Source organism: Chryseobacterium sp. 14P4.3.2, from assembly GCF_057799275.1.
Genome location: NZ_JBYOKO010000002.1, coordinates 200,616 through 222,516, shown reverse-complemented (window position 1 = coordinate 222,516; position 21,901 = coordinate 200,616). Strand labels below are relative to the sequence as shown.

Here is a 21,901-nt window from a genome sequence, read left to right as displayed (position 1 = left end):
TAGGCTTCAATTTCCAAATAGAATAATAAAAAAATCCTGGATTAATGATCCGGGATTTTTTTCTATTTCCTTAATATTCTTAACTGCTTAATCCTTCTTAATGGTTCAGATATTTTATTAGAATTTTTAAACGCAAAGTTTTAGAGGAAGGGTTTTATATTTTAGGGAGCTAAGAGTTGTAAGTAAACTTGCCTGATGAAACGATGTGGATCGTTTTTCTTTATTGTTTTATAAAAACTCCGATGTATTTTCCACAGTATTGTACAACAGAAGTTTTAATCTTTTTTTTATGACAAAAATCCTGATATGCAGAATTGTCGCCAATATCATCACTGATAAATACGGCACCGGGTTTCAATCTTTTATAAATTTGATGATAAGCCCACATTCTTCCGTAGTAACTTTTATCAGAATCGTAGTGGAAAACATCAAAAAAAGATACTTTTTTAAAGATTTTAGGCAAAGATTCTCTATCTGCAAAACGAAATAACTTCCAAAACTTTTTGAGGTTTTCAGGAACAATATAGCCTACATAGCGATCACCATCCTGAGCAAGATAAGGCATATCTGAGCTATATAGCGTGCCATTTCTTTTTTTTATTGAAAGCAGTATGGCTAAAGAAGACCATCCATAAGCCACTCCTGTTTCAAGAACGTTTTGTGCTTTGGTAAATTCACACGCATAATAAATAAGCTCCAGGGCACCAGGCCCGCCCATTTTGATAGGGCATTCTTTTTCTTTTAAGTTTGCTTCTTTCAGCGTATCAGCATATATCTCTCTGAAATGATCAGTATCCATAGAGAAAAGCCTGGAAACGGCCTCTTTTTGGGATACCGCTATGGAAGCAGCCCAGGAATTTGTTTTTGCTTTTCCTTTGAACGGGCTTCTTCTGTTGATTGTATTTTTAATAATTTTTCTGCCCAGTTCGGGATAAAGAGCAGGTCTTTTAAGATAAGCTACAAATGTTTTGAGAACTGTTGACATATCATTGATTGTGTTAAAGTTACAAGACAAATGTATTTTTTTTAAAACCACATTGCATTGAGACAATATTAATTTTGAAATCAAATTTGTTTATAATCTTTTAATAATATATACAGTAATTAATCAACAATAAATCGTATTTTTTATTTAAACGTACATTTTCAAAAATAGATTTCTTTTTTCAGTAAGATAAAGATGAGCATATGAGTTTGCCTGATAAAACGGAGAATGATCTCTCACAGATTTTGGGATGTGCATTTTTTTTTGGACTATAGTCATGTGCGATATCAGCCTGACATCGCACATGACTATAGTCTTTGATTTTTATGATACAAAATCTGTATTTACCTGTTTAAGGTTACAGTCGTTTCTTTATATTTAAGGCGGAGTTTTTGTTTTTTTGTTTACAAAAATGTCTGTCCAAAAATATGTGGAGTACGGTTATAAAAACGGCGATCCTTTTTTGCTTTTTCACGGGTAGGTATTGCTTTTCTATTAACACACCAAAAAGTGTGTTGTTTGATGAGTGCAAATGTATAAATAATTTTGTATAAACAAAAAGATAAATGAGTCGAAATTATTCTACTAATTTTTCATGGTCTGTTGTTGTCAATACATTGTAGGGCTTTGTAAAAATACAAAGCTCTGGTTATGGTAAGCACGATAAAAAGACAGCATTTACTGTATCTTCTTCATAGGGAATGCCTGTCTGGCCATTTTTCCGTTCATCATTCCTGAGATTTCAGCAAATAAAGAATCTTTGCGGATCTTTTTGTAAGTAATTATTTGGGGAAAGTCATTCTCTTTATTCTCAAATATAAGTGCATGGGGCATGGACGTAGAAGTTGATACAAAATCAACAGGCTGTTCATTATGCTGACCTTTTACAGATACCATATAGTGCAGTTTTTTATCTTTTTCTACCAAGCGGACAGATTCAAAAAGGATGGTGTCTTTTTGTTTCAGATAATAGCTTTTTGCCTGGAGTTCGGTATCACTTTTTCGGGTCCAGGTTTCGTAGAGGCTTCCTTTGGAGGTTTTTGTTTCCCAGGTTCCGAGAAGCCATTCAATTTTTTTAATTTCACTTTGTTGTTGTGTCCAGCTGGCTGCAATGGATAGACCGATCATTGCAAGGATTAATTTTGTTTTCATTGTCAGATGATTTTATTTCAGCAAAATTGAAAATAAGAACGGTCTTAAAATTGTAAAAATGCGACATCAGGAATCTTTTCTGTAGAATAGAAGAGACATTTGCAGCGTATCTCCGTAAAATTCTTTGGGGGTAAATCCTGTAAACTCCTTAAAATCTTTGATGAAATGAGCCTGATCGTAATATTCGGATTCGTAGGCGAGCGCTGTAAGACTGGCATATTCTTTATTGAGAAGATGTTTGATTGTCGTTTGAAGCCGGATGGTTTTTGAGAGCTGTTTCGGACTCAATCCAATGGCTGAAGAAAACTTACGTTCCAGTTGTCTTCTGTTGATATTGGTCTGTTTTGAAAGTTCATTGACTGATATTCTACCGTCGACATTCAAAAGAAAATCCACGGTAGATTGTACAATTCTATCAATGGTTTCTGTATTAAGTCTGTCCAGGAGAAACGTTTCTACAATGCTTATTTTTTCCTGTACTGTTGAAGCTTTTAATACATTTTCTTCTAATTCAACGCCCTGTATTCCGAAGAGTTTTTCCAACGGAATAGCCTGATCATCCATTTCTTTAATAGGAATTGTAGCAAATGGAATGAACCCATCATGATGAAAGCGAACAGAGAAAATACCGGTAATACCTGTGGGCTCTATTTTCAAGGGTTCGGTCAACTGTCCAAAAACACAGCTTCTAGGCTGTAGAACTGGTTTCCCGTCAATATATTGATGATAAAGATCACCATAATGAATGATCATTTCCATGCAGCCATCCGGAACAATGGTTTGTACCTGCGGAACGGCTTCTCTGGGGCTGTCCAGAGTCCAGTAGCATTTTATGATAGAAGCCAGATCCGGCTGTGGCTGGAAGGTTTGATAATCCATTGTACTCAATATTCTAATCTTGTAAAATTATTAAATAAAAAATAAAATAGTAGAATGCTGAAAATGAGAAATAAAAAGTGTCAGATGATCATCAGATTAATGTAAAAAACAGAATTCTTTTTTTTAAACAAGGAAGGGAAATTGAAATATCTATGAGGTTATTAAAACACATTGAAACTTATGCAATGGGTAAATTAGCCTATCTTTGAAAAATATTTTATTTAAACACTAATCAATAATATCAAAAAATGAAATTTTTGCTAGACCTTTTATTTCGTATTTTTCAGCTGTTTACAGAGCCTTATTTCCTAGTATTTCTTGCGGTAGTAAGTATAGCCCTGTTAAAAAGAAAAAATAAGCGTAAAAATCTGAGGACAGGAATCTTGATATTGGCTGTTTTAATGATTATCTTTATAGGAAATGGTTTCTTAGGCAAACTAACCTCCGGATATCTGCAGAAAAGTTATGTTAATACTTCTAATACTAAAGATACATCTTCTCAGAGTGCTGTTATTGTAGTATTGGGTGGTGGTGTGATAGATTTTGACAATACCGAAACACTGCATACCATGTCTTATTCCAGAATCGTCAAAGCTTATCAATTGTATAATGAATACAAGAAAAATAATCAGCCCTGTAAAATATTGATTTCAGGAAAGGGAAGGGGACATAAGAGTGAAGCTGAGCTATTCAGTGAAAATTTTAAAAGTATGGGGGTATCAGATTCTGATCTTATCAGGGAAGATAAAAGCATGAATACCTATGAAAATGCAAAATATTCCAGCAAAATAATAAAGCAAATGGCTCCTTCCAGTGTATATCTGGTAACTTCCGGGTTTCATATGAAGAGATCTGTTTCTCTGTTTCAGACATTTGGATTGAATCCTGTTCCACAAGCATCAGATTTTATAGATACCGAAATAACGATATTTCCAAACAGCTATAATGCCGCATTTACCTTTGTGATGCTAAAAGAAGTATTGGGAATCTGGCAGGTTCAATTATATAACAGTTTGGGAATGAATGGATAGTACTGTTTTGGTGAAAAATAGTGATACAAAATTAAATAAAAGAGCCTCCCAGAAATAGTATATTGAGAGGCCCTTTTTTATTCAAAACCGTGTGTTTGACGGTGATATTCTAGATTTGAAAGGTTCAATGTATGTTTGTCATGTATTACCAAGTCGCCAGATAAGTCGCCAATTAATTGTAAATTATCAGTAATTGAAAATACTCCTTTATCAAACATGACATGATGATTAGGACAAAGACAAATAAGATTATCAGGATTATCATCACCATCATGGGGCCTACCTAATGGTTTGATATGAGCCCCTTCAGCATAATGGCCTAGTTTGGTAGGAATTGAAGTCTGACAGACTTGACATTTAAAATCGTATAATTTTTTTATCTGCCATGCAACTTTTGAATCTCGTACAACTCTTAAAATAGTGCTTTCTATTCTTTTTTTTGCTCTTTCAGAATAGTCTATATCAACTTGTCTAACAGTCTTTTTTAGTTCATTACTACCAGAATATTCTAGACGAAATCTGCAAATCTTGAACCCACTTTTTCCTGTTTCTTCCCAAGCATCAACAACACTATATAAACCAGCATATAAGTATCCTTCTTTAGGTGAACGTTCAGACTTATGAGTTGCTCCACGAATAACTCTTACAGGTAATCCTTGGTTCATACTTATTCTTAGTCCTGCATTTCCTTTTTCCCAAACTTGATCTGTTATTTGTTTTCCCGTATTGCTATCATTACCACCTGAGCCTGTATAAATGATTTCTTCTCCAAAGTCTAAATCATCTTCATATCCTCCTGACAGAACGATAGCAGAAGTCCCTTCTGTGGCATTTCCATCAATTCCTGCCGCCCAATTTCTATGAAAGCTTGTTGACATCATTTCTTTTCTTTTATTAAAATGAAACCCCTCTTCAATACCTTCAATCTCACCAAATATAATAGGTCTACTCACAGTTATTTTTGTTTGGCAGCAAATATATGGTTTTGAGTGAAAAAAAATAACTGTAAGTATATTTTTTTAGGATATTTTATTATTAATATATTGAATTTCCTATTCTTTTTTCTTAATAGAAATAATTGTCTGCAAAATAACAGAAGCAATAATGAATGTCAATCCTACATAAAATGCCAATCCTACTTCTTTGCTTTCTCCAAAAAACAGAAAAGCTATAATGATGGCGTAAACAGGTTCAAGATTGAAGGTTAAATTCACAGTGAATGCCGAAATTTTCTTCAAAACCTCTGCAAAAGCCACATATAATCCAACTGTACAAAAAAGAGCTAAAACGCCCAAATAAGCCGTGTTTTTCCAGTCAGGTACTATGCTATCTGCCGGGAAAACAAGTAGATATATGGGCAAAATTGCTCCGAGGCCTAAAGTACCGCCAATCATCTGATAAAAGTTGATTACTTTGGTATCAAAATGTCTGACCAAGCGATTATTATAAATGGTGTACAGCGCTCCTAAAGCAGAAGAAATAACACCCAGCATAATCCCCAGCTGATAAGAAGCATCGAAATGAAAGATCAGGCTGATTCCCAGTAAAGTGAGTGCACTGAGAAGAAGTTCTGAGATTCTGAATTTCTCCCTGTCAATGATGGGCTTGAATACCGCAGTAAAAAAACTGGTGAGACAATAGCATACCACACCAATTGAGATATTGGAGTATTTGATGCTGGCGTAGAAAAAAAGCCAGTGCATGGTGATAAGCAGCCCAGCTTTCATTATATGGATTTTTTCCTGTGTAGAAAGTCTATAGGGAATTCTCAGCAATTTTAAAATAAAAAATAAAATAATAGAGGAGAAGAGAAGTCTGTACCAGACCAGCAGTCCTTCATTAAGGGTGATTAATTTTCCGAACACACCTGTAAATCCGGCCAGAATAACGGCCAGATGTAATAATACATATGATTTTTTCATTGAGAATGAACTGTAAAGATTTGAATTAATATTTTTTTATCAGAATCTGAAGCATAACAATTCCGGCCATTAATTTTTAATGGCATAAGAAGGCTTCAAATTAATTTGAAAATATTAAGGTGCCGGAGGAGGCAGACAGTTCGCGCGGTTCATATTGATAAATTGAAGGCCAAATATAGGAAAAAAAATTTAAAGATTACCTAATAGAATTTGTAGGCACGCTCCAGATTGGACCAGATCATTTAGATTTCATATTATTAATTTTTTTTGGTATGAATTGAATAAAAGCGGTCATGTGACAAGATTTTGTACTTTAAAGAACAGTTGGAAATGATGAAAAATACGCTTCAGGAAGTAGAATCACCTGCAAGAGACTAAGGACTGTTTTTAAAAAATGATGTAATTTAGTACCCACCGGATTCAGTCCGGTTCAGGAAATAATCTAAGCTTGTTCCAGCGAAATAAAGATAAAAATGGGAATTATTTTGAATACAGCCAGGAAGAGACCACGGAGAAACTGTGGAACACTGGAGATTATCAAGTTGATTTTAAATGAGTTAAACTACTAATTTAACATAATGTATACGAATATATTAGAAAAACTGAATGCTTTAGGTGCAAATACAGATGCTGTAAGCCCGGGAAAAAGCTTCGCGGAGAATTGGAAAAGCCTGACATTCAGCAATTATTTATATGATCAGGAATGGGATGTTTACGGAATAGATCAGTTCTACGAGAATAACAGAGATCTGTACAGCAGTGACAAGGAAGTTTTCTACACCAATCTGCTGGAGCATTATTTTTCAAACCATGAACAGTTTTATGGGCAGGATTTTTATAAAGACTGGCTGTTTACGCCATTTAAAGAAGATTCAAAAGATTTTGGCGAGCTGGAAGGATTTGTAGAGGAAAATGAAATCAGGGAAACGGTACAGGGAACAGAAATGGAATTTATATGTATATTTTATTCTTATGGATATCCGGATCATTATTTTGTATGCCTCACAGATCCTGACCAAAATAATCCAACAGTATATGGTACGGACCACGAAAGTTATTTTGAGGAAATAGAGAACAAAAGAAACCTGGAAACATTTCTGGACAAGTATATGACTAAAGAAGAGTTCCAGAAAGTCGTTAAAGAATATCTGGAAGGAAAATTTGGAAAATAACGGATTCTAAGCGGTATAATGCTCTACTTCAATAACGCTATAAAAATCCTATAATTTATATTATGTTAAATTGAATATTACGGAAGACTTGATAAACATTTTGAAGACTTCCCTGTTTAAGCTCTTTCAAAAGTTTGTGTTCAGCCATAATAACCAAATTTTAGGGGTTTTGAAGTATTTAAACCATTGGTAATTTCAAAATGGCAATACCATTCCGGCAGAAGTTTTTATTTATAATTGATTTTATGATTCAACTCTAAAGGATTATTTTCTTCAAGAATAGATTTTTGCGCTTCTCTGATCATTCCATTCATATCTTTTTCATTTCCCTGAGGATCTGTAAATATAACTTTTTTGGCTGTTTTGGTACTCCAAGGGTCATTATAATATGATTTTCCTAGCTGATCATATTGTGTCCAGTCGATTTTAATGGTTTTTGTCCTTACATCAAACCAATTGCTGCCTTTTTTTACCTGTATTAAATTGAATGAGTAATCATGTTCTGTATCTTCAATGGAAATGATTAAACCGGGTAATCCATTGAAAATATAGGGACCATCATTAAAAGGCAATTCTATCGTAAACCAAGCAATCCAGTTTCTACCACCATAACTAACTTCTGCTTTTTGCGATTTATATTTTCCAATAGTCTTTTGTTCCGGTATGATTTTCCAATTTAATTGTTCATCAATCGGGATAAGATAATTTGCCTTTAAATAAGTAATAATCTTTTCTATTTTTTTATTAATAATATCTTTTTTAATATAAAATTGATTTTCAACCCCCATTATATAGCCTCCATTTTTATTAATGAGCTTCAGGGAATCAGCATCTCTGGACATGGAATCTCTAAAAATAGAAGTATTATTCTCAAAATCCAAAATCATATTTTCAGTATTAATATTGTCAGGTTTTTCTTTACTTGTTCTATATTTAGCTTCATAAATAAAACTAAACTTTTGTGAAAAAAAAGATGTTGACAGTAGTGAAAAAAATAAAATAAATTTCAATTGGTGTGTTATTTTCAATTCAAATTTAGAAAACAGACCCTTAAAAGCTTCTTTAGATTGCTTGCATCGTAAAAAGTCGCTTGATTTTAATTTTTCATTCATTCGTATCGTTTTTTGAAATTAATTTTCCTGAGTGTCTCTATAATAATCATCTTTAAACCCTACCGTCCTACCCCATATGAACATTATGCAATGTTTATTAATGGATTTTTTGCGGATCAAAGATAAACTGATAAGTACAGTCCTAAAAGGGCATATAACATATAAAATATCTTTATGATGGAAGTGGTTGGGAACATCTGAAAAGATTATATCAAAAATAAATATTAATTTTTTATGTACTAATACAATACATCTTAAAAAGTAGAATTTCATAGAATAAATTTCAACTCTCTCTTTCTAGCCCATACTACTCTTCTACTGCTCGGTAAATATAAAATGCTTATAATCAATATTTTAAAATTATGCAGTGGGAATGCAGTACCTTTTTTTTACTTCTGCGGCTGTAGATTTGCAACATCAAACTCGTGAAAATTATACTAGTCAATTTTCGAGTTACGATTCTAACCACACATTTGAATTGTTTAAAACTTTAAACAATGAAAGAAGCATAAAACACAAAAATGAATGACAATTATTTTGGACAGGTTGGAATCTGATCTCCCGGAAAAACAAAATATGAATACATAAAGCACTAAAATTATGGAAAGTTTAAAACAAATACATATCGGAACCTTTATTGAAAAGAGGGTGAAAGAAACTAATATTTCGCTCTCACGCCTATGCAACTATTTTAATTGTGATGGAAGGCAGATCGAAAATATGTACCAATGCGAATTTCTTGACAGTCATATTATTTTAAAATGGAGCAAGATTCTTAACTATGATTTTTTCAGACTGTACACGCAGCATCTGATATTGTACTCACCACAACAATCAATGGGATATAACAGTACCAGCCTTATAGAAAAATCCAGCCTACCGGAGTTTAGAAAAAATATTTATACGAAAGAGATCATTCTTTTTATTATGGAACTTTTAGAGACCAATATAAAAACCAAAGCTCAAGTCATACAAGAATATAACATTCCAAAGACCACTCTCTATAAATGGTTTAATAAATATAGAAACCTGAACTGACTTTTTGGAATATTCTAAGCAAGCTCAGTAAAATTTATTACATGCTAACTTTAAAAATTTATCAAAACACGATTGTAAAATGTACAATCAAAATTATAAAGCTAAGAAATCTTAAAAACCTAAGCAGATGAAAAAAATATCAAGTATTGCAATTTTTTGTATTGGTCATGTCCTTTTCGGGCAAGTCGGTATCAATACTTCAGACCCAAAAGCATCTTTAGATATCATGGCTAAAAATTCTACAGGAATAACTACAAATCCTGAGGGAATATTGATACCAAGAATAGACAGACAAAAAGCACAGTCTATGACAGGAGTAGAAACTTCTACAATGATCTATGTAAATAATATAGCTACCGGAACACTAGAAGGTACTGCTGTAAATATTGATGCAATAGGTTACTATTATTTTAACGGCAGTGCCTGGATTAAGCTTAATGCTAATATTTATAATTCAAACGGAACACTTACCGGAAACCGTACGGTTACTCAGGGAGCAAATACATTAGCTTTCACAACAAATCAACCAAATGGTTTTTCTGTGAATAATTTTGCATTTTCAGTGGATGGAGCTACTAATAAGGTAGGTATAGGAATTAATGCGCCAACGGCTATTTTATCAGTACGAAACGCTTACGCCGGAAATACAGTAGATGCTTTTACATCAGGAATCAACAATTGTGGTGCACCATGTGGGCAGGGTACAGCTAGAAATATTACTTTATATAATGTTAATGGAACTAATTCAAGGTTTGGAAGTATCGATTTTATACCAGGAAACAATCCATTGGGACTTAGTGGAGCAGCAATAATAGGAGTTGACAGAGATATTACTAATGCTTATGCGGGATTGCAATTTCACACAAGAAATACTACTGATTTTGCAGCTAGAATGACAATAAAGTCATCAGGGAACATAGGAATAGGGACAACAAATCCTGCTGCCAGATTAGATGTACAATCTGGTGGAACAGCATTAGCCCCAATAGCAGCTCTTAAAATTGTTGATGGAACACAGGGTGCAGGTAAGGTATTGACATCTGATGGTAATGGTTTGGCAACTTGGAAATCAACAGCTATTTCTTTCGGATCCTTACCTATCCCTTCAATAACCTATACCCATCCTGAGAATAATAATATGGCAAAATATACGGGAGTTCCTATAACACTACCTCCTGGAAAATGGTTATTAAATGTAACATTAGGAGTTGAATTTATAAATTCAGCAACAGATACCTATGTTAAAGGAAGTAATTTTATCCGATTCAGAATCGCAAATACTACAGCAGATGTCTCAATTACAACTTTTTCACCTGATGCAATTTTACCTAGATTAGCTTCAGCAGGCTTCGGAAAATCTGAACAGAGAGGAATTGTAAGAGGAGATTTAGCGGTTAACAATAGTAGTGGCGCTAACAAGACTTATTACCTACTCGCAGATAATGTTTCTAGTACGGCTGGTATGGTCTCATTCGATGTTAGATTTGACTGGAATGAATCATCAATTACATATCAGCAAATACAATAGATATACCATAGGTAAAGTACAAGGGAAGTATCCCAATCCTTTCTTAATAATAATTTTACTGAAGAATTTTTCTTAAAGACATTTTCCTACAAAGTGTAAAAATTAAGGCTTGGATTTATAATCTGAGCCTTTTTTCAAAAAGAAGCCTAAAACCCATATTCTTTTTCAAGCAGCAGATTCAAATATTGCTAAAAAATTTCTTTAGATTCTTCATCATAATCTGATAATATATCTTCTATAGACTTCTTTTTCAATTCTTAATAATAATTTTACTGAAGAATTTTTCTTAAAGACATTTTCCTACAAAGTGTAAAAATTAAGGCTTGGATTTATAATCTGAGCCTTTTTTCAAAAAGAAGCTTAAAACCCATATTCTTTTTCAAGCAGCAGATTCAAATATTGCTAAAAAATTTCTTTAGATTCTTCATCATAATCTGATAATATATCTTCTATAGACTTCTTTTTCAATTCTTCTATCACGTCATATAATTCCAATGGATATAATTCGGAAGTATTTCTTTGGAGATCATAAATAGGTATTCTGTCTGTATCTTTTGGAGGTAATCATCTAAATATCAAGTTCTTCAATGATGTTTTCGTTTTTAGGTTTCAGACATATCATAGTTGAAAAATCCGTAAGAATGAATTCTATAAATCCATAATCCATTTTTTCAGATCAGTTTCAGGTGTGAGTTCCAGCTTCTTTTTAAGTCTATATTTTTTAGCCTCTACGGTACGTTTACTTATATTTTCAAACTCAACGATTTCTTTTGTTGAAAGATCCAATCTGATATAGGCACAAAACTTTATATCATGATCCGAAAGACTGGGATGTTTGGAGATTAAGTTATGATAAAATTCAGGATATACCTCTTTAAAACGGACAAGAAAAAAAGGATCATTTGCTTTTGCTAAATGAGCAACTTCTTCGAAAGATGAGTTAATTTTCTTTTTTAGTTCATCAGTTTCCGATGACTTCACTTCAATAATTTTATCTGTATGCTTCTGCTTTTTCACATAAGCTTTACGGATAAAATATATAGTAACGAGTGAAAGAGTAATAACAGAGAAAATCAAAAAATAAAGCTTTTTCCTTTCCTGATTCTGTTCTTCCTGCTTCTCTTTTTCAAGCCTGTCAACCGCTATATTAATAGCTTCTTTGCTCTCTACCCTCATTCTTTCGCTTAATTCAGAGTGTTTTTCAGAATATTCGGCTGCTTTTTCTGTATTATTCAACTGCTTGTACGAGTAGGCAATATAGCTGTATAAATTTCTGACCTCAGAAGTATTCTTTATTTTCTCATAGATTGCAAGGGACTGAAGGTAATAATCCAACGCTTTTTCATTCTCTCCCTGAATCATGTAAAAAATCCCATAATTCATTAATGTCATTCCCTTCTGCTCTACAGGATACTTATCTACAGAATTAGATGCCTTATCAAGATAATATTTAGCGGAATCTAAATGTGTTTTGTTTTTTATGAATTTATAGGCAACCTTTACAAAAACTATTGGCTCTGAAGAAACCTGAAGGCTTTTCCTTTGCATACTGTTTAGAGAATCTATTTGGTGGAGCTTATCAAAATTAAACCATTTCCATGCATAACTATAATAAAGCTGATAATTCTTTTGTTTCAGATCAGGAATTTTTTTCGCATAGTCAATTCCTTTGTCGAGATTTCTATTAGACTGGTCAGACAGTCCTAAAAGGGCATAATTCCTACCATATTCATTGTATAGTCTTGACAATAATTTAGGATTTTTCACCTCATTTATTTCGCCTTTGGCTTTATCCAGATAAATGAGACTTTCTTTATATTTACTCAGTGTACAAAGCAAATTTCCAATATTAATATATGCTGTAACAAGCCCTTCCCTATTATTCTGCGTGTCAAAATGCCTGAGTGCATTGATATTAAACTGTACAGCCTCTTCTATATCTCCTTCATCTTTATACTTTTTGGTTATACTGTCAAGCTTAGTCAAACTATAGGTCTGAGCGCTGCATGGTATAATTATTAATAAAGATAACACATAAAATATCTTTATGATGAAAGTGGTTGGGAACATCTGAAAAGTTTATATCAAAAATAAATATTAATTTTTTATTTACTAATAAAATACATCGTAAAAAGTAGAATTTCATAGAATAAATTTCAATTCTCTCTTTCTGGCCCATACTACTCTTCTACTGCTAATTAAGCATAAAGTATTTATAATCAGTATTTTGAAATTGTGCAGTGGGAATGCAGTACCTTTTTTTAACTTCTGCGGCTGTAGATTTGCAACATCAATTCGTGAAAACTATACTAGTCAATTTTCGAGTTACGATTCTAAACACACATTTGAATTCCCTTAATTATTAAATAATAAAAGAAGTATGAAACAGAGCAATAAATAACAATCCATTTTGGGCAGGTGGGAATCCGATCTCCCGGAAAAACAAAAAATATAAATACATAAAATTCTAAATTATGGAAAGTTTAAAACAAATACATATCGGAACACATATTGAAAAAATGGTGCAAGAGACTAATATTTTGATTTCACGTATGCCCAGATTATCAAAGAGTACGATATTCCCAAAACAACATTGTATCAATGGGTTAATAAAGATAAAAAACTGAACTGATTTTTTAAGAATGTCTCATCCCAACACTTATTAATCATGAAAAAATGTAAAATAGAAGTTCCCAATTACAAAAGGATTTTTGAGGATATCATTAAAATGAAATATCCATATAAAGAAAAAGAATGCAGAAATACACTTAATAAAGAGGAACTCTCCAGTCTTGATATTATTAATCTTAATCAAAAAATATTTGGATTTGAAAGTCCCAAAACGCAAAAGTTTAATCAAGCGCACCGTTCCTACAACAAAGAAGATATGATAGCTATTTTGGAATATCAGAGGAAAAATAAGTTGAATAATTCTCAATTGGCAATCCATTTTAAAATGAGTAGAAATACCATTGCAAAATGGAGAAAAAAGGTTCTGGAAAAAGTATAGTGATTGTTTTCAAGTGATTAAATATAAGTAAATTATGAATCTCTGGACACTCATATTATTTTAAAGTGGAGAAAGATTCTGGATTATGATTTTTTCAGGCTCTATACTCAACATCTGATCCTGTATTCGCCGTCGAAATCAATGGGATATAATCTCACCTCTTGTACCGAGAAATCTATGCCAGGAATTTAGAAAAAAACATTTATACAAAAGAGATGATTCTTTTTGTTTTGGAACTTCTGCAGACCAATACAAAAAACAATGCACAGATCATACAAGAATATAATATTCCCAAAACAACCCTCAATAAATAGGTCAATAAATATAAAAACCTGAAATGATCTTTTGAGAACAGAGATCCGAAAACTATAGTTTAAAACAGTAATAGATTAAAAAAACCTAAGAAAATGAAAAAAATATCATGTATTGGCATTCTTTGTATTGGTACTGCCCTTTTTGGGCAAGTTGGTATCAATACTCCTAATCCCAAAGCAATCCTTCACATTGATGGATCAAAAAATAATGAGGCTACAGGCAATATAAGTCTGGCGAACCAGGCAGATGATGTTGTCATTAACTCCAATGGCTTCATAGGGATAGGAACGAATAATCCTACAACTGGTATCGAAGTAAAAACAAAAGGTACACCTACGGCTCCCATTTCAGGTATTACCATAAAAGACGGATCGGAGTTTAAAGATTATGTTTTAACGTCTGATGCCGATGGTAAAGGACACTGGAAACCAATTACCTTAGGTTTAACCAGAGGGGTAAATGGTCCAGGCGTTAATATCCCCTTTGTAGCAAGCTCAACTTTTGTGTATACTGGGTCTTATATTGACTTGGGACCGGGAAAATGGCTGGTATCAGTCACTCAGATCGTAGCTCCTATAGGAACTAATCTAACAGCTAATGACTGGATGTGGATAAGAAGTACATTTTCAGATGAAGCAGGCATTGCTATTGGCGATACCGGCATTCGATCAAATGATGTAAACACGACACCAAGGTATGTAAGTACACAGATACAGGGCCCAACAAGTATGTCAGCAGGAAATTCAAGATATACAATGACAACCGGAAATATTTATATAGAAAATTCTTCCGGAACGACTAAAAGATATAAATATATTGTAGGAAATGCCGTGGTCGCAGGAACTGCAACAGCCGCTACTTCTATTAATGCATATGGAGGAAGCTGGTCTGAAAACTTAATCTATGCTATACCTACCAACTAAATCCGGAGCTGTGAAATTTTCTGCCTGATTGGAATACTGCAAAGGAATAAAATAATAGTTTTATAAGAATTTCCGGTTTTTTCAGAAATTTTTATAAAGCTATTGTCTGTTTTGTAAAGTCAGACTTTATTTTTCCCAGAAGTTTAATAATCCGTTGCAGTCTGTTGCGATTAAATTAAAACTGCAGGGGACTTCATCCCATTTGCTCCAATAGGTTACCAGACGCGTCCCTGAAGGGGTTTTGTCGAGCTGTTCTTTTACATAATCCGAATAAGCAAAATATAAGTCTTTATCCGGAAGTATGGTATTGTCTATTAAAGATAAAGTATCTATATTTTCGTAAAAAGAATTAAAAAAATAGAAGGCATCATAGTCGGAAAAAGAGATTTTATTGATGTTGGAGTGAATAAATTCCACATTAGAAATTTTATGTTTCTCCGCTATTTTTTTTGATATTTTGGTAAGGGATTCTCTTTGCTCTACGCCAAAAAACATTCCTTTTGTAGAGGCAGCTCCTACCAGACAAAATTTTCCGGCACCGGCACCAATATCCAATATTTTACTGTTGGGCTTCTCAGCCAGATACGCTGCTGCCATTCTTGCTATGGCAACAGGAGTCCAATGATTACCTGCCAATTCATTGATATGTTTGGGATATAGCTTATTAAAGGTGCTGTCTTTCACCTCTTTATTTGATTTAATGTCATTAAAAATCATTTGTGTACAACGTATATATTCTTCATTAGTAAAAAATCATCTACTTCAGTGCAAAAATCATACTACAAGGTGTAAAGTTTAAAATTGATGAAAGTTATTTCAGAAAAACTACAGATCTGTGAGAACTCAGACTTTTCTGAAATAACTTTTAATTTACTTAATTGCCGATACATACTTACCAATATTTGTTTTGGCAGAGAGGGTTTATTCTCCTTTATTTTTTTTCATAAAAGCTACGGCATCCACCTCTATCAGCATATCATCCAGTGCTAGCTTTGGAACCGGGATTAAGGTGCTTGCCGGAAACTGATGACCTTTCCATGCTTTATGAATTTCCTCTGACCATATTTTAAGTTTCTCCTGGTTATGATCCACAATCAGAATTGTGATCTTAAGCACATCTTTGACTTCTAATCCATATTCATCCAGTACAGTCTCCAGATTTTGCAGTGAGGTTCTAACCTGGGTTCGGAAGTCTTTGGAAAGATAATGGTTTAACCCTTCACCGCCACTTTGCCCGGATATAAATACATATTTGCCTTCAGACTCTACAGGTACTGCAGAATGAGAAAAAGCATAGGGCGTCGGATCAAAAAGAGTTTTTGGATTTTTGTATATTATGGTATTCATGTTCATTTGTTTATTGTTACTAACCGTATTTTGTGAAAATGCCAGAAATCCCATAAAGAGAGCCGGTAAACTTAATACTATAGAGTTCATTGTATTTTTTCTTAAATTATTAAAGCAAATCTAGGCTGCTAAATGATAAGAAAACTATACATATGTTGATATTATTCATTTTTAAGAACAGTATATTTACAGATTTTTCTGATGGATGTTTACAATAGGCCATTGCAGTGATATTGATTTAAAATATAACTGACTATTCTAGTATTTCCTCCCATGCAATAATAAAAAAACCGCTCTTTTCAGAGCGGTTGAATTTTTTACATCTTAAGGGGTCTGCTGATTAGCAAGTAGAACCACACTCTAATAATCTGATGTGGATTACACCATTGATTACACACTGTGTTTGGCATAATGCGTTTCCTACAACGGTACCTACGCCGCCAACTACTCCACCTACTGTAGATCCAACACCGCTAACTACACCGCCAACGATAGTACCTACACCACCTACTACTCCACCAACTACTCCTCCTAGTCCACCTAGTAATCCACCGATTGGATCTAGTAGTCCGTTACCTGAAATAGTTTTTAGTTCGTTTCTGTCTAATTTTTTTAAGTTTTTCATAACTATAATTTTATATGATTATTACATCACGAATATATGAATAATTACAATATGATGGTATTATTTCGAATAAAATAATTAAATATTTTTATAATTTAATATTCTATTAATATAAAGGTGTTTTAATGAAAATATCATTTTAATTTATATCTGATTGATTTTCTAAATGTTAAAAAAAATAACTCAATTTGGAAAATGTAGAGTTAATATTTTGCATCAAATACTGTTTATTTATGATTATTCTTCAAAGCAGATAAAACAGGTAGATATTCGGGCTGATATCGACTTTAGCGGAAGAAAAATTTGTTGTAAAAAAGCTTTATCACCTTCGATTTCAAAAAAACAGGAAAGAAATGCAGAAATTCTTCACTTCTTATGGTAAAACCTGTTCTGATTATTGATAACAATATCAAATTTTGTATTTTTGCTTATCTATACTATTATTAATGTCAATTTTTTCAAATAATATACGCTTCTTAAGAGCCGGGAGAAAGCTTTCCCAACAAAATGTCGCCACTGAATTAACGATCTCAAGAGTCCGCTATTCCAAATACGAAAATGGAATATCCGAACCTCCTATTGAGCTCCTTATTAAGATATCCAAATATTTCCATGTGAGTATTGATCTTATGCTGTCTGTAGACATTCAGAAATATCCTATAGAGGAAATGCTGAAACTTCCGGACAACAGGATTGTACTTCCCGTGGCAGTAGATAACTATGGAAATGATACCATAGAGATTATTCCTCAGAAAGCTTCAATGGGATATCTGGAAGGCTATAGCGATGTGGAATATATTGAAAGTCTTCAGCGCATTGCCCTTCCCTTTCTTACCAATGGAAAGTACAGAGCTTTTCCTGCCGACGGAGACTCTATGCCGCCTTTCAGAAACGGTTCTTATATAGTAGGTAAATATGTAGAAGGTATCAATGAGCTGAAACCCGGAAAAACATATGTATTTGTAACGCTGAATGACGGTATTACTTATAAGAGATTTAAGGAAAGAAAAGGAAATTCAATCTGTGTAAGTGCTGACAACTCATTCTATGAAGCTTATGATATTCCGTTTGACGAAGTGGTAGAAATATGGCAGTATGCTTCAGGAATTTTCCCCGAAGACTTTGAACCGGGAGATTACGAAAGTAATAATTTTAAAGAAATGTTCCGTGAGCTGAGACAGGACATCAAAGATCTTGACCGTAAAGTTTCCGGTAAGCGCCGTAAAACTTCATGATACTATTAATAAAAGGCTTTTTAGCTCAATAGAAAGCCTTTTTAAATATTAAAATTTTCGACAAAAAAGTCCCTTCCCATATAGTATGGAAAAGGACTCCGCCATTCATATTATTAAATATAATTAACTATACTATAAATAATGAAGCAATGGCCTGTGCATCACTACCACTAAGAACTTCATCGTAAGCCGCAGAACCTGCTGCAGCGCCAAATAAAGTTGATGTATTGTAACCAGCCTGGTTAACGTTGTCTTCGCCTGCATAGACAGGATTGGTCGCAGAAGGCATATTTCCACCGTTCGCCAGTTCGATCCAGCCTTTATTACCACGCATTCTTCTTACCTGAGAAGCATGTCTTGCTTCTACCGAGTGAATCTGTAAAGCTGCCTGTAGAACAGCCTTATTGGACATCACATTTCCTGCCTGGCCTTTGTAAGCTCTTACCCCTGTATCTTCAAAAGCCTGAGACAGAGTAAGAAACTGATTGTAATCTGTAAACGGAGTAAAACTACCACCTGCTGTAAAGTCAAAAGTAGGTTTTGTCCCCGGAGTTGTTCCCAGAGAGATAAGCGTGCTTTTCAGAAAATTAACATGGGCAGACTCATGTTTTGAGATCTGCATAAAAACAACTCTGTCTGCACTCGGTATAAGTCCTGCTGTAGAAAGCCCGATATTGTAGTATTCATTTTCAAGGTATTCCAGTACCAAGGCAAGCTGCAAAGCATCCGTTAAAGTGCTTTTCAAAAAGGCTGCAGATTCCTTTGTATCTGGTGCTTCTGCTTTTACCGGAGTTGACATCATTGTGCCTAGTCCAAGGGGAACAGTTGATATAGCGGCTTTTTTTCCAAATGCCGAAATAGTATGAAGAGAATCTAATCTTGAAGTTTTCTCAGTAAAAAACTTGTCATTAGAAAGTTTGTCTAATAATTTAAGAATATTCATAATACAAGATTTAAAGGTGAATGATTAGTTAATGCCTCTTTCTTTCCATGTGAAAGGCGTTTTTATAAACCCTCCGGCAGCCATTACGATGTCTTTAGGTTCTTTTGCCACGTCAAGTCCGTTTGCATCAATCACGTCATCCCCTGAAAAAGCAGCAGTTCCCGGATTGATTAAATTTCTGATTGCAGATGCGTGTCTGGCTTCTACAGAAACAATTTTTCCTGCAATCACCAGATAATCAGGATTGGTAATGTATTTTCCTGCTCCATTATACGCTGCTACTCCTGTATCTTCAAGTGCTTTTGCAGTTGCTAATACCGAATTTCTGTCATTGAAATTGACATTAGTATATTGAAATTCCAGTGTAGGGAGTATATTCTGTGTGGCGCCACTGATAGCAGCCTTAAAAAAATCACGGTGAATAACTTCATGGTGATACAAATCTGTGAAAAGTTCTTTTTCTATACTGGAGATTCCCGAGTAGAAATTATTAACTACCTTAGTATAGAAGTCGGCTTCAAGCTGCTCAAGAGCATAGGCATAATTTAATATACCCACATCTCCTGTTCCCAGGTCAAAAACCGGGTTGTTATTGATAATTTCAAAATCATCATTATCACTGCAGCCTATAAGCGTAAGGCCTGCAATAGCGATTCCTACTCCACTTAACTTCAGAAAGTTTCTTCTGCCAGTATCAAGAGTTGCTCCCTTGTTAGATACATGAATTGTATTTTTCATATTATTAATTTTTAAGTGTTTGTATAAGTAACAAGAATAAAAACAGCATATTGCTATGCTGTTTTAAAAACTAATTTTATTACGGCATCAGAACCGTATCTATTACATGGATCACACCATTAGACTGGTTTACATCAGCTATTGTAACTTTTGCACTGTTTCCTTTAGCATCTTTCACGTAAAGGTCTTTACCTTTTGTCCAGAATGTAAGGTCTTCTCCTTCTACAGTTTTCATCATACTTTTTCCTTTACCTGCTGCCACAGCTGCCCAGATATCTTTAGCACTGTATTTTCCTGCAAGTACATGATAAGTAAGTATTTTGGTAAGCATTGCCTTGTTTTCAGGTTTTACAAGATTTTCTACTGTTCCTTTCGGAAGTTTGGCAAATGCTGCATCTGTAGGAGCCAATACAGTGAAAGGTCCTGCTCCTTCTAAAGTACTTACCAGGCCGGCAGCCTTTACAGCAGCCACCAAAGTCTTGTGGTCTTTAGAATTCATTGCGTTTTCAATAATATTTTTGGATGGATACATAGGAGCTCCTCCTACCATTACTGTTTTTTCTTTCATCGTTTGTGCAGTTACCTTCCCGCTAAAAGCAAATGATAAAGCGACCATTGCTAAAACTGCGATTTTTGATTGTGTGTTCATTTCGTTGATTTTTTTAGTTAATTATAAATAATTTGCGTTCTTAATGTCATTTACGAGCTTGGTTTTGTTTTAGATTAAAAAAAAACTGAATTTTATTTAATAAGCTGTAAATCAGTGTGTTTATTTTTTATTTGGGACAAATTCAAGACAGACGGAATTCATACAGAACCTTTTTCCCGTTGGTTTCGGGCCATCATCAAAGACGTGCCCAAGGTGAGAATCACATCTTCCGCACAGTACTTCTTCCCGCACCATATGGTAAGAAGTATCTTTTCTGTACTTTATACTGTTTTTACGGATAGGTTCAAAGAAAGAAGGCCATCCGCATGTGGTAGCAAATTTAGAGGTCGAAAGAAAAAGCGGATTTCCACATACTGCACAATAGTAAGTTCCTTTTTCATCAAATTCATCATACTTTCCGGTAAAAGCAGTCTCTGTAGCACCCTCCCTGGCAACCTTATACAGTTCAGGATTTAATATTTTTTTCCACTCCGCATTACTTACCGTCAGTTTATTTTGTGCTGTACGGGAGTAATAGGGATTTTTTGTTTTAAGATGATCTGTCTGAGCTTTGTATTTTCCGGTGGCTAGTGCAATACAACAGATAAGTATTGCTTTTGAAGTTAAGTTTTTCATATTTAATATTTTTCAAATATTCTCCTATTATCATGTACGAAATAAAATATTATTCGGATTTTATTGGAGATGTGTTTTATTTCACTACATTTGGATTGAAAAAATAAAGCTATTAAAACAACCTATTCGGAAGAGGAACTTATCGTTTTATTGAAAGAAAAAAACGAAAATGGTTTTCATTACCTGTATGACCACTATTCTGGTGCGTTATATGGAGTTATTCTTCGAATTGTTCAGTCTAAAGAATACACTGAAGAAGTTATTCAGGATGTTTTTGTTAAAATCTGGCACTCTATCCACCAATATGATACTTCTAAGGGAAGATTTTATACCTGGATGATTAATATTGCCAGGAATACAGCAATAGATTATCTTAAATCTAAAGGATTTCAAAATCAGCTTAAAAACCAATCACTTCCAGATTTCGTATATAATACTGCAGAGCTTTCAACGACCAATCATTCTTCCGATTATATCGGGTTTAATAATGTACTTGAAGGTCTTGAAGTTGATAAGCAGGAACTTATCAATTTAGCTTATTATCAGGGATATACCCAATCTGAAATATCCGATAAACTGAAGATACCGCTGGGAACGGTAAAAACGAAAATGCGGAATGCATTAATGACACTAAAGGATTTGTTAAAAGATTATCAATAAA

At 33.7% G+C, this 21,901-nt stretch carries 23 protein-coding genes; 9 read left to right on the top strand and 14 right to left on the bottom strand.

Features of this window, described 5'->3' with window-relative positions:
• Positions 1-220: 220 nt before the first annotated feature.
• The 3 genes from AC27VX_RS04585 to AC27VX_RS04575 all read right to left on the bottom strand — a co-directional run bounded on the left by AC27VX_RS04585 (position 221) and on the right by AC27VX_RS04575 (position 3,016).
• Complete coding sequence (locus tag AC27VX_RS04585; protein WP_300690715.1) at positions 221-985, bottom strand: O-methyltransferase; 765 nt, start codon at positions 983-985, stop codon at positions 221-223.
• A 678-nt stretch (positions 986-1,663) separates the two neighbouring features.
• Entirely contained in the window at positions 1,664-2,137 is a 474-nt protein-coding gene (locus AC27VX_RS04580) for a DUF6265 family protein (protein WP_488694111.1), read from the bottom strand.
• A gap of 66 nt (positions 2,138-2,203) precedes the next feature.
• A complete protein-coding gene (locus AC27VX_RS04575; RefSeq protein ID WP_488694109.1) occupies positions 2,204-3,016 on the bottom strand; it encodes a DUF6597 domain-containing transcriptional factor in 813 nt (270 codons plus the stop codon).
• Positions 3,017-3,264: 248 nt separating this feature from the next.
• Here AC27VX_RS04575 and AC27VX_RS04570 point away from each other — a divergent pair, with 248 nt between their 5' ends.
• Complete coding sequence (locus AC27VX_RS04570) at positions 3,265-4,047, top strand: YdcF family protein (RefSeq protein ID WP_488694107.1); 783 nt, start codon at positions 3,265-3,267, stop codon at positions 4,045-4,047.
• A gap of 77 nt (positions 4,048-4,124) precedes the next feature.
• Here the strand turns inward: AC27VX_RS04570 and AC27VX_RS04565 are convergent, their stop codons facing one another.
• Both AC27VX_RS04565 and AC27VX_RS04560 read right to left on the bottom strand, forming a co-directional pair.
• A complete protein-coding gene (locus AC27VX_RS04565; RefSeq protein ID WP_488694105.1) occupies positions 4,125-5,000 on the bottom strand; it encodes a YDG/SRA domain-containing protein in 876 nt (291 codons plus the stop codon).
• A gap of 99 nt (positions 5,001-5,099) precedes the next feature.
• Positions 5,100-5,969: a DMT family transporter gene (locus tag AC27VX_RS04560; RefSeq protein ID WP_488694103.1), complete on the bottom strand. Its 870-nt coding sequence runs from the start codon at positions 5,967-5,969 to the stop codon at positions 5,100-5,102.
• 578 nt (positions 5,970-6,547) lie between these two features.
• Here AC27VX_RS04560 and AC27VX_RS04555 point away from each other — a divergent pair.
• A complete protein-coding gene (locus AC27VX_RS04555) occupies positions 6,548-7,141 on the top strand; it encodes a hypothetical protein (RefSeq protein WP_236859408.1) in 594 nt (197 codons plus the stop codon).
• Between the two features lie 227 nt (positions 7,142-7,368).
• Here AC27VX_RS04555 and AC27VX_RS04550 read toward each other — a convergent pair whose 3' ends face one another.
• Complete coding sequence (locus AC27VX_RS04550; RefSeq protein WP_488694101.1) at positions 7,369-8,253, bottom strand: GLPGLI family protein; 885 nt, start codon at positions 8,251-8,253, stop codon at positions 7,369-7,371.
• A gap of 600 nt (positions 8,254-8,853) precedes the next feature.
• Here AC27VX_RS04550 and AC27VX_RS04545 point away from each other — a divergent pair.
• Both AC27VX_RS04545 and AC27VX_RS04540 read left to right on the top strand, forming a co-directional pair.
• Positions 8,854-9,291, top strand: coding sequence for a transposase (locus AC27VX_RS04545; RefSeq protein ID WP_300690733.1), 438 nt, complete (start codon positions 8,854-8,856; stop codon positions 9,289-9,291).
• 127 nt (positions 9,292-9,418) lie between these two features.
• The gene (locus AC27VX_RS04540; protein WP_488694099.1) at positions 9,419-10,819 is read left to right on the top strand and encodes a hypothetical protein; all 1,401 of its coding nucleotides are present in this window, start codon (positions 9,419-9,421) and stop codon (positions 10,817-10,819) included.
• A 648-nt stretch (positions 10,820-11,467) separates the two neighbouring features.
• Here the strand turns inward: AC27VX_RS04540 and AC27VX_RS04535 are convergent.
• Positions 11,468-12,853, bottom strand: a complete 1,386-nt coding sequence (locus AC27VX_RS04535) for a tetratricopeptide repeat protein (protein WP_488694097.1) — start codon at positions 12,851-12,853, stop codon at positions 11,468-11,470.
• Between the two features lie 526 nt (positions 12,854-13,379).
• Between AC27VX_RS04535 and AC27VX_RS04530 the strand changes: the two genes are divergently transcribed.
• The 3 genes from AC27VX_RS04530 to AC27VX_RS04520 all read left to right on the top strand — a co-directional run bounded on the left by AC27VX_RS04530 (position 13,380) and on the right by AC27VX_RS04520 (position 15,067).
• Positions 13,380-13,451 carry a hypothetical protein gene (locus AC27VX_RS04530; RefSeq protein WP_488694322.1) on the top strand — a complete coding sequence of 24 codons (72 nt, stop codon included), beginning with the start codon at positions 13,380-13,382 and terminating at the stop codon, positions 13,449-13,451.
• Positions 13,452-13,487: 36 nt separating this feature from the next.
• Positions 13,488-13,829: a helix-turn-helix domain-containing protein gene (locus AC27VX_RS04525; RefSeq protein WP_488694095.1), complete on the top strand. Its 342-nt coding sequence runs from the start codon at positions 13,488-13,490 to the stop codon at positions 13,827-13,829.
• 407 nt (positions 13,830-14,236) lie between these two features.
• Entirely contained in the window at positions 14,237-15,067 is an 831-nt protein-coding gene (locus AC27VX_RS04520) for a hypothetical protein (protein WP_488694093.1), read from the top strand.
• Positions 15,068-15,193: 126 nt separating this feature from the next.
• Here AC27VX_RS04520 and AC27VX_RS04515 read toward each other — a convergent pair whose 3' ends face one another.
• From AC27VX_RS04515 to AC27VX_RS04505, 3 genes are all read right to left on the bottom strand, one after another.
• Entirely contained in the window at positions 15,194-15,784 is a 591-nt protein-coding gene (locus tag AC27VX_RS04515; protein ID WP_488694091.1) for a methyltransferase domain-containing protein, read from the bottom strand.
• 204 nt (positions 15,785-15,988) lie between these two features.
• Positions 15,989-16,414: a RidA family protein gene (locus tag AC27VX_RS04510; protein ID WP_236859400.1), complete on the bottom strand. Its 426-nt coding sequence runs from the start codon at positions 16,412-16,414 to the stop codon at positions 15,989-15,991.
• Positions 16,415-16,754: 340 nt separating this feature from the next.
• Positions 16,755-17,039 (bottom strand): bacteriocin-like protein, encoded by a 285-nt coding sequence (locus tag AC27VX_RS04505; protein WP_236859399.1) that lies wholly within the window; start codon positions 17,037-17,039, stop codon positions 16,755-16,757.
• Between the two features lie 446 nt (positions 17,040-17,485).
• On the opposite strand from AC27VX_RS04505, the gene AC27VX_RS04500 reads away from it, so the two are divergent.
• Positions 17,486-18,274 carry an XRE family transcriptional regulator gene (locus AC27VX_RS04500; protein ID WP_236859398.1) on the top strand — a complete coding sequence of 263 codons (789 nt, stop codon included), beginning with the start codon at positions 17,486-17,488 and terminating at the stop codon, positions 18,272-18,274.
• A 127-nt stretch (positions 18,275-18,401) separates the two neighbouring features.
• Here AC27VX_RS04500 and AC27VX_RS04495 read toward each other — a convergent pair whose 3' ends face one another.
• From AC27VX_RS04495 to msrB, 4 genes are all read right to left on the bottom strand, one after another.
• On the bottom strand, positions 18,402-19,217 hold the full coding sequence (locus AC27VX_RS04495; protein WP_488694088.1) for a ferritin-like domain-containing protein: 816 nt from the start codon (positions 19,215-19,217) through the stop codon (positions 18,402-18,404).
• 24 nt (positions 19,218-19,241) lie between these two features.
• The gene (locus AC27VX_RS04490; protein WP_300690745.1) at positions 19,242-19,955 is read right to left on the bottom strand and encodes a ferritin-like domain-containing protein; all 714 of its coding nucleotides are present in this window, start codon (positions 19,953-19,955) and stop codon (positions 19,242-19,244) included.
• Between the two features lie 79 nt (positions 19,956-20,034).
• A complete protein-coding gene (locus AC27VX_RS04485) occupies positions 20,035-20,604 on the bottom strand; it encodes a fasciclin domain-containing protein (RefSeq protein ID WP_488694086.1) in 570 nt (189 codons plus the stop codon).
• Between the two features lie 120 nt (positions 20,605-20,724).
• A complete protein-coding gene (gene msrB, locus AC27VX_RS04480) occupies positions 20,725-21,240 on the bottom strand; it encodes a peptide-methionine (R)-S-oxide reductase MsrB (RefSeq protein ID WP_488694084.1) in 516 nt (171 codons plus the stop codon).
• Between the two features lie 150 nt (positions 21,241-21,390).
• On the opposite strand from msrB, the gene AC27VX_RS04475 reads away from it, so the two are divergent.
• Positions 21,391-21,900, top strand: a complete 510-nt coding sequence (locus tag AC27VX_RS04475; protein ID WP_236859393.1) for an RNA polymerase sigma factor — start codon at positions 21,391-21,393, stop codon at positions 21,898-21,900.
• The last annotated feature ends 1 nt before the right edge of the window (position 21,901 follow it).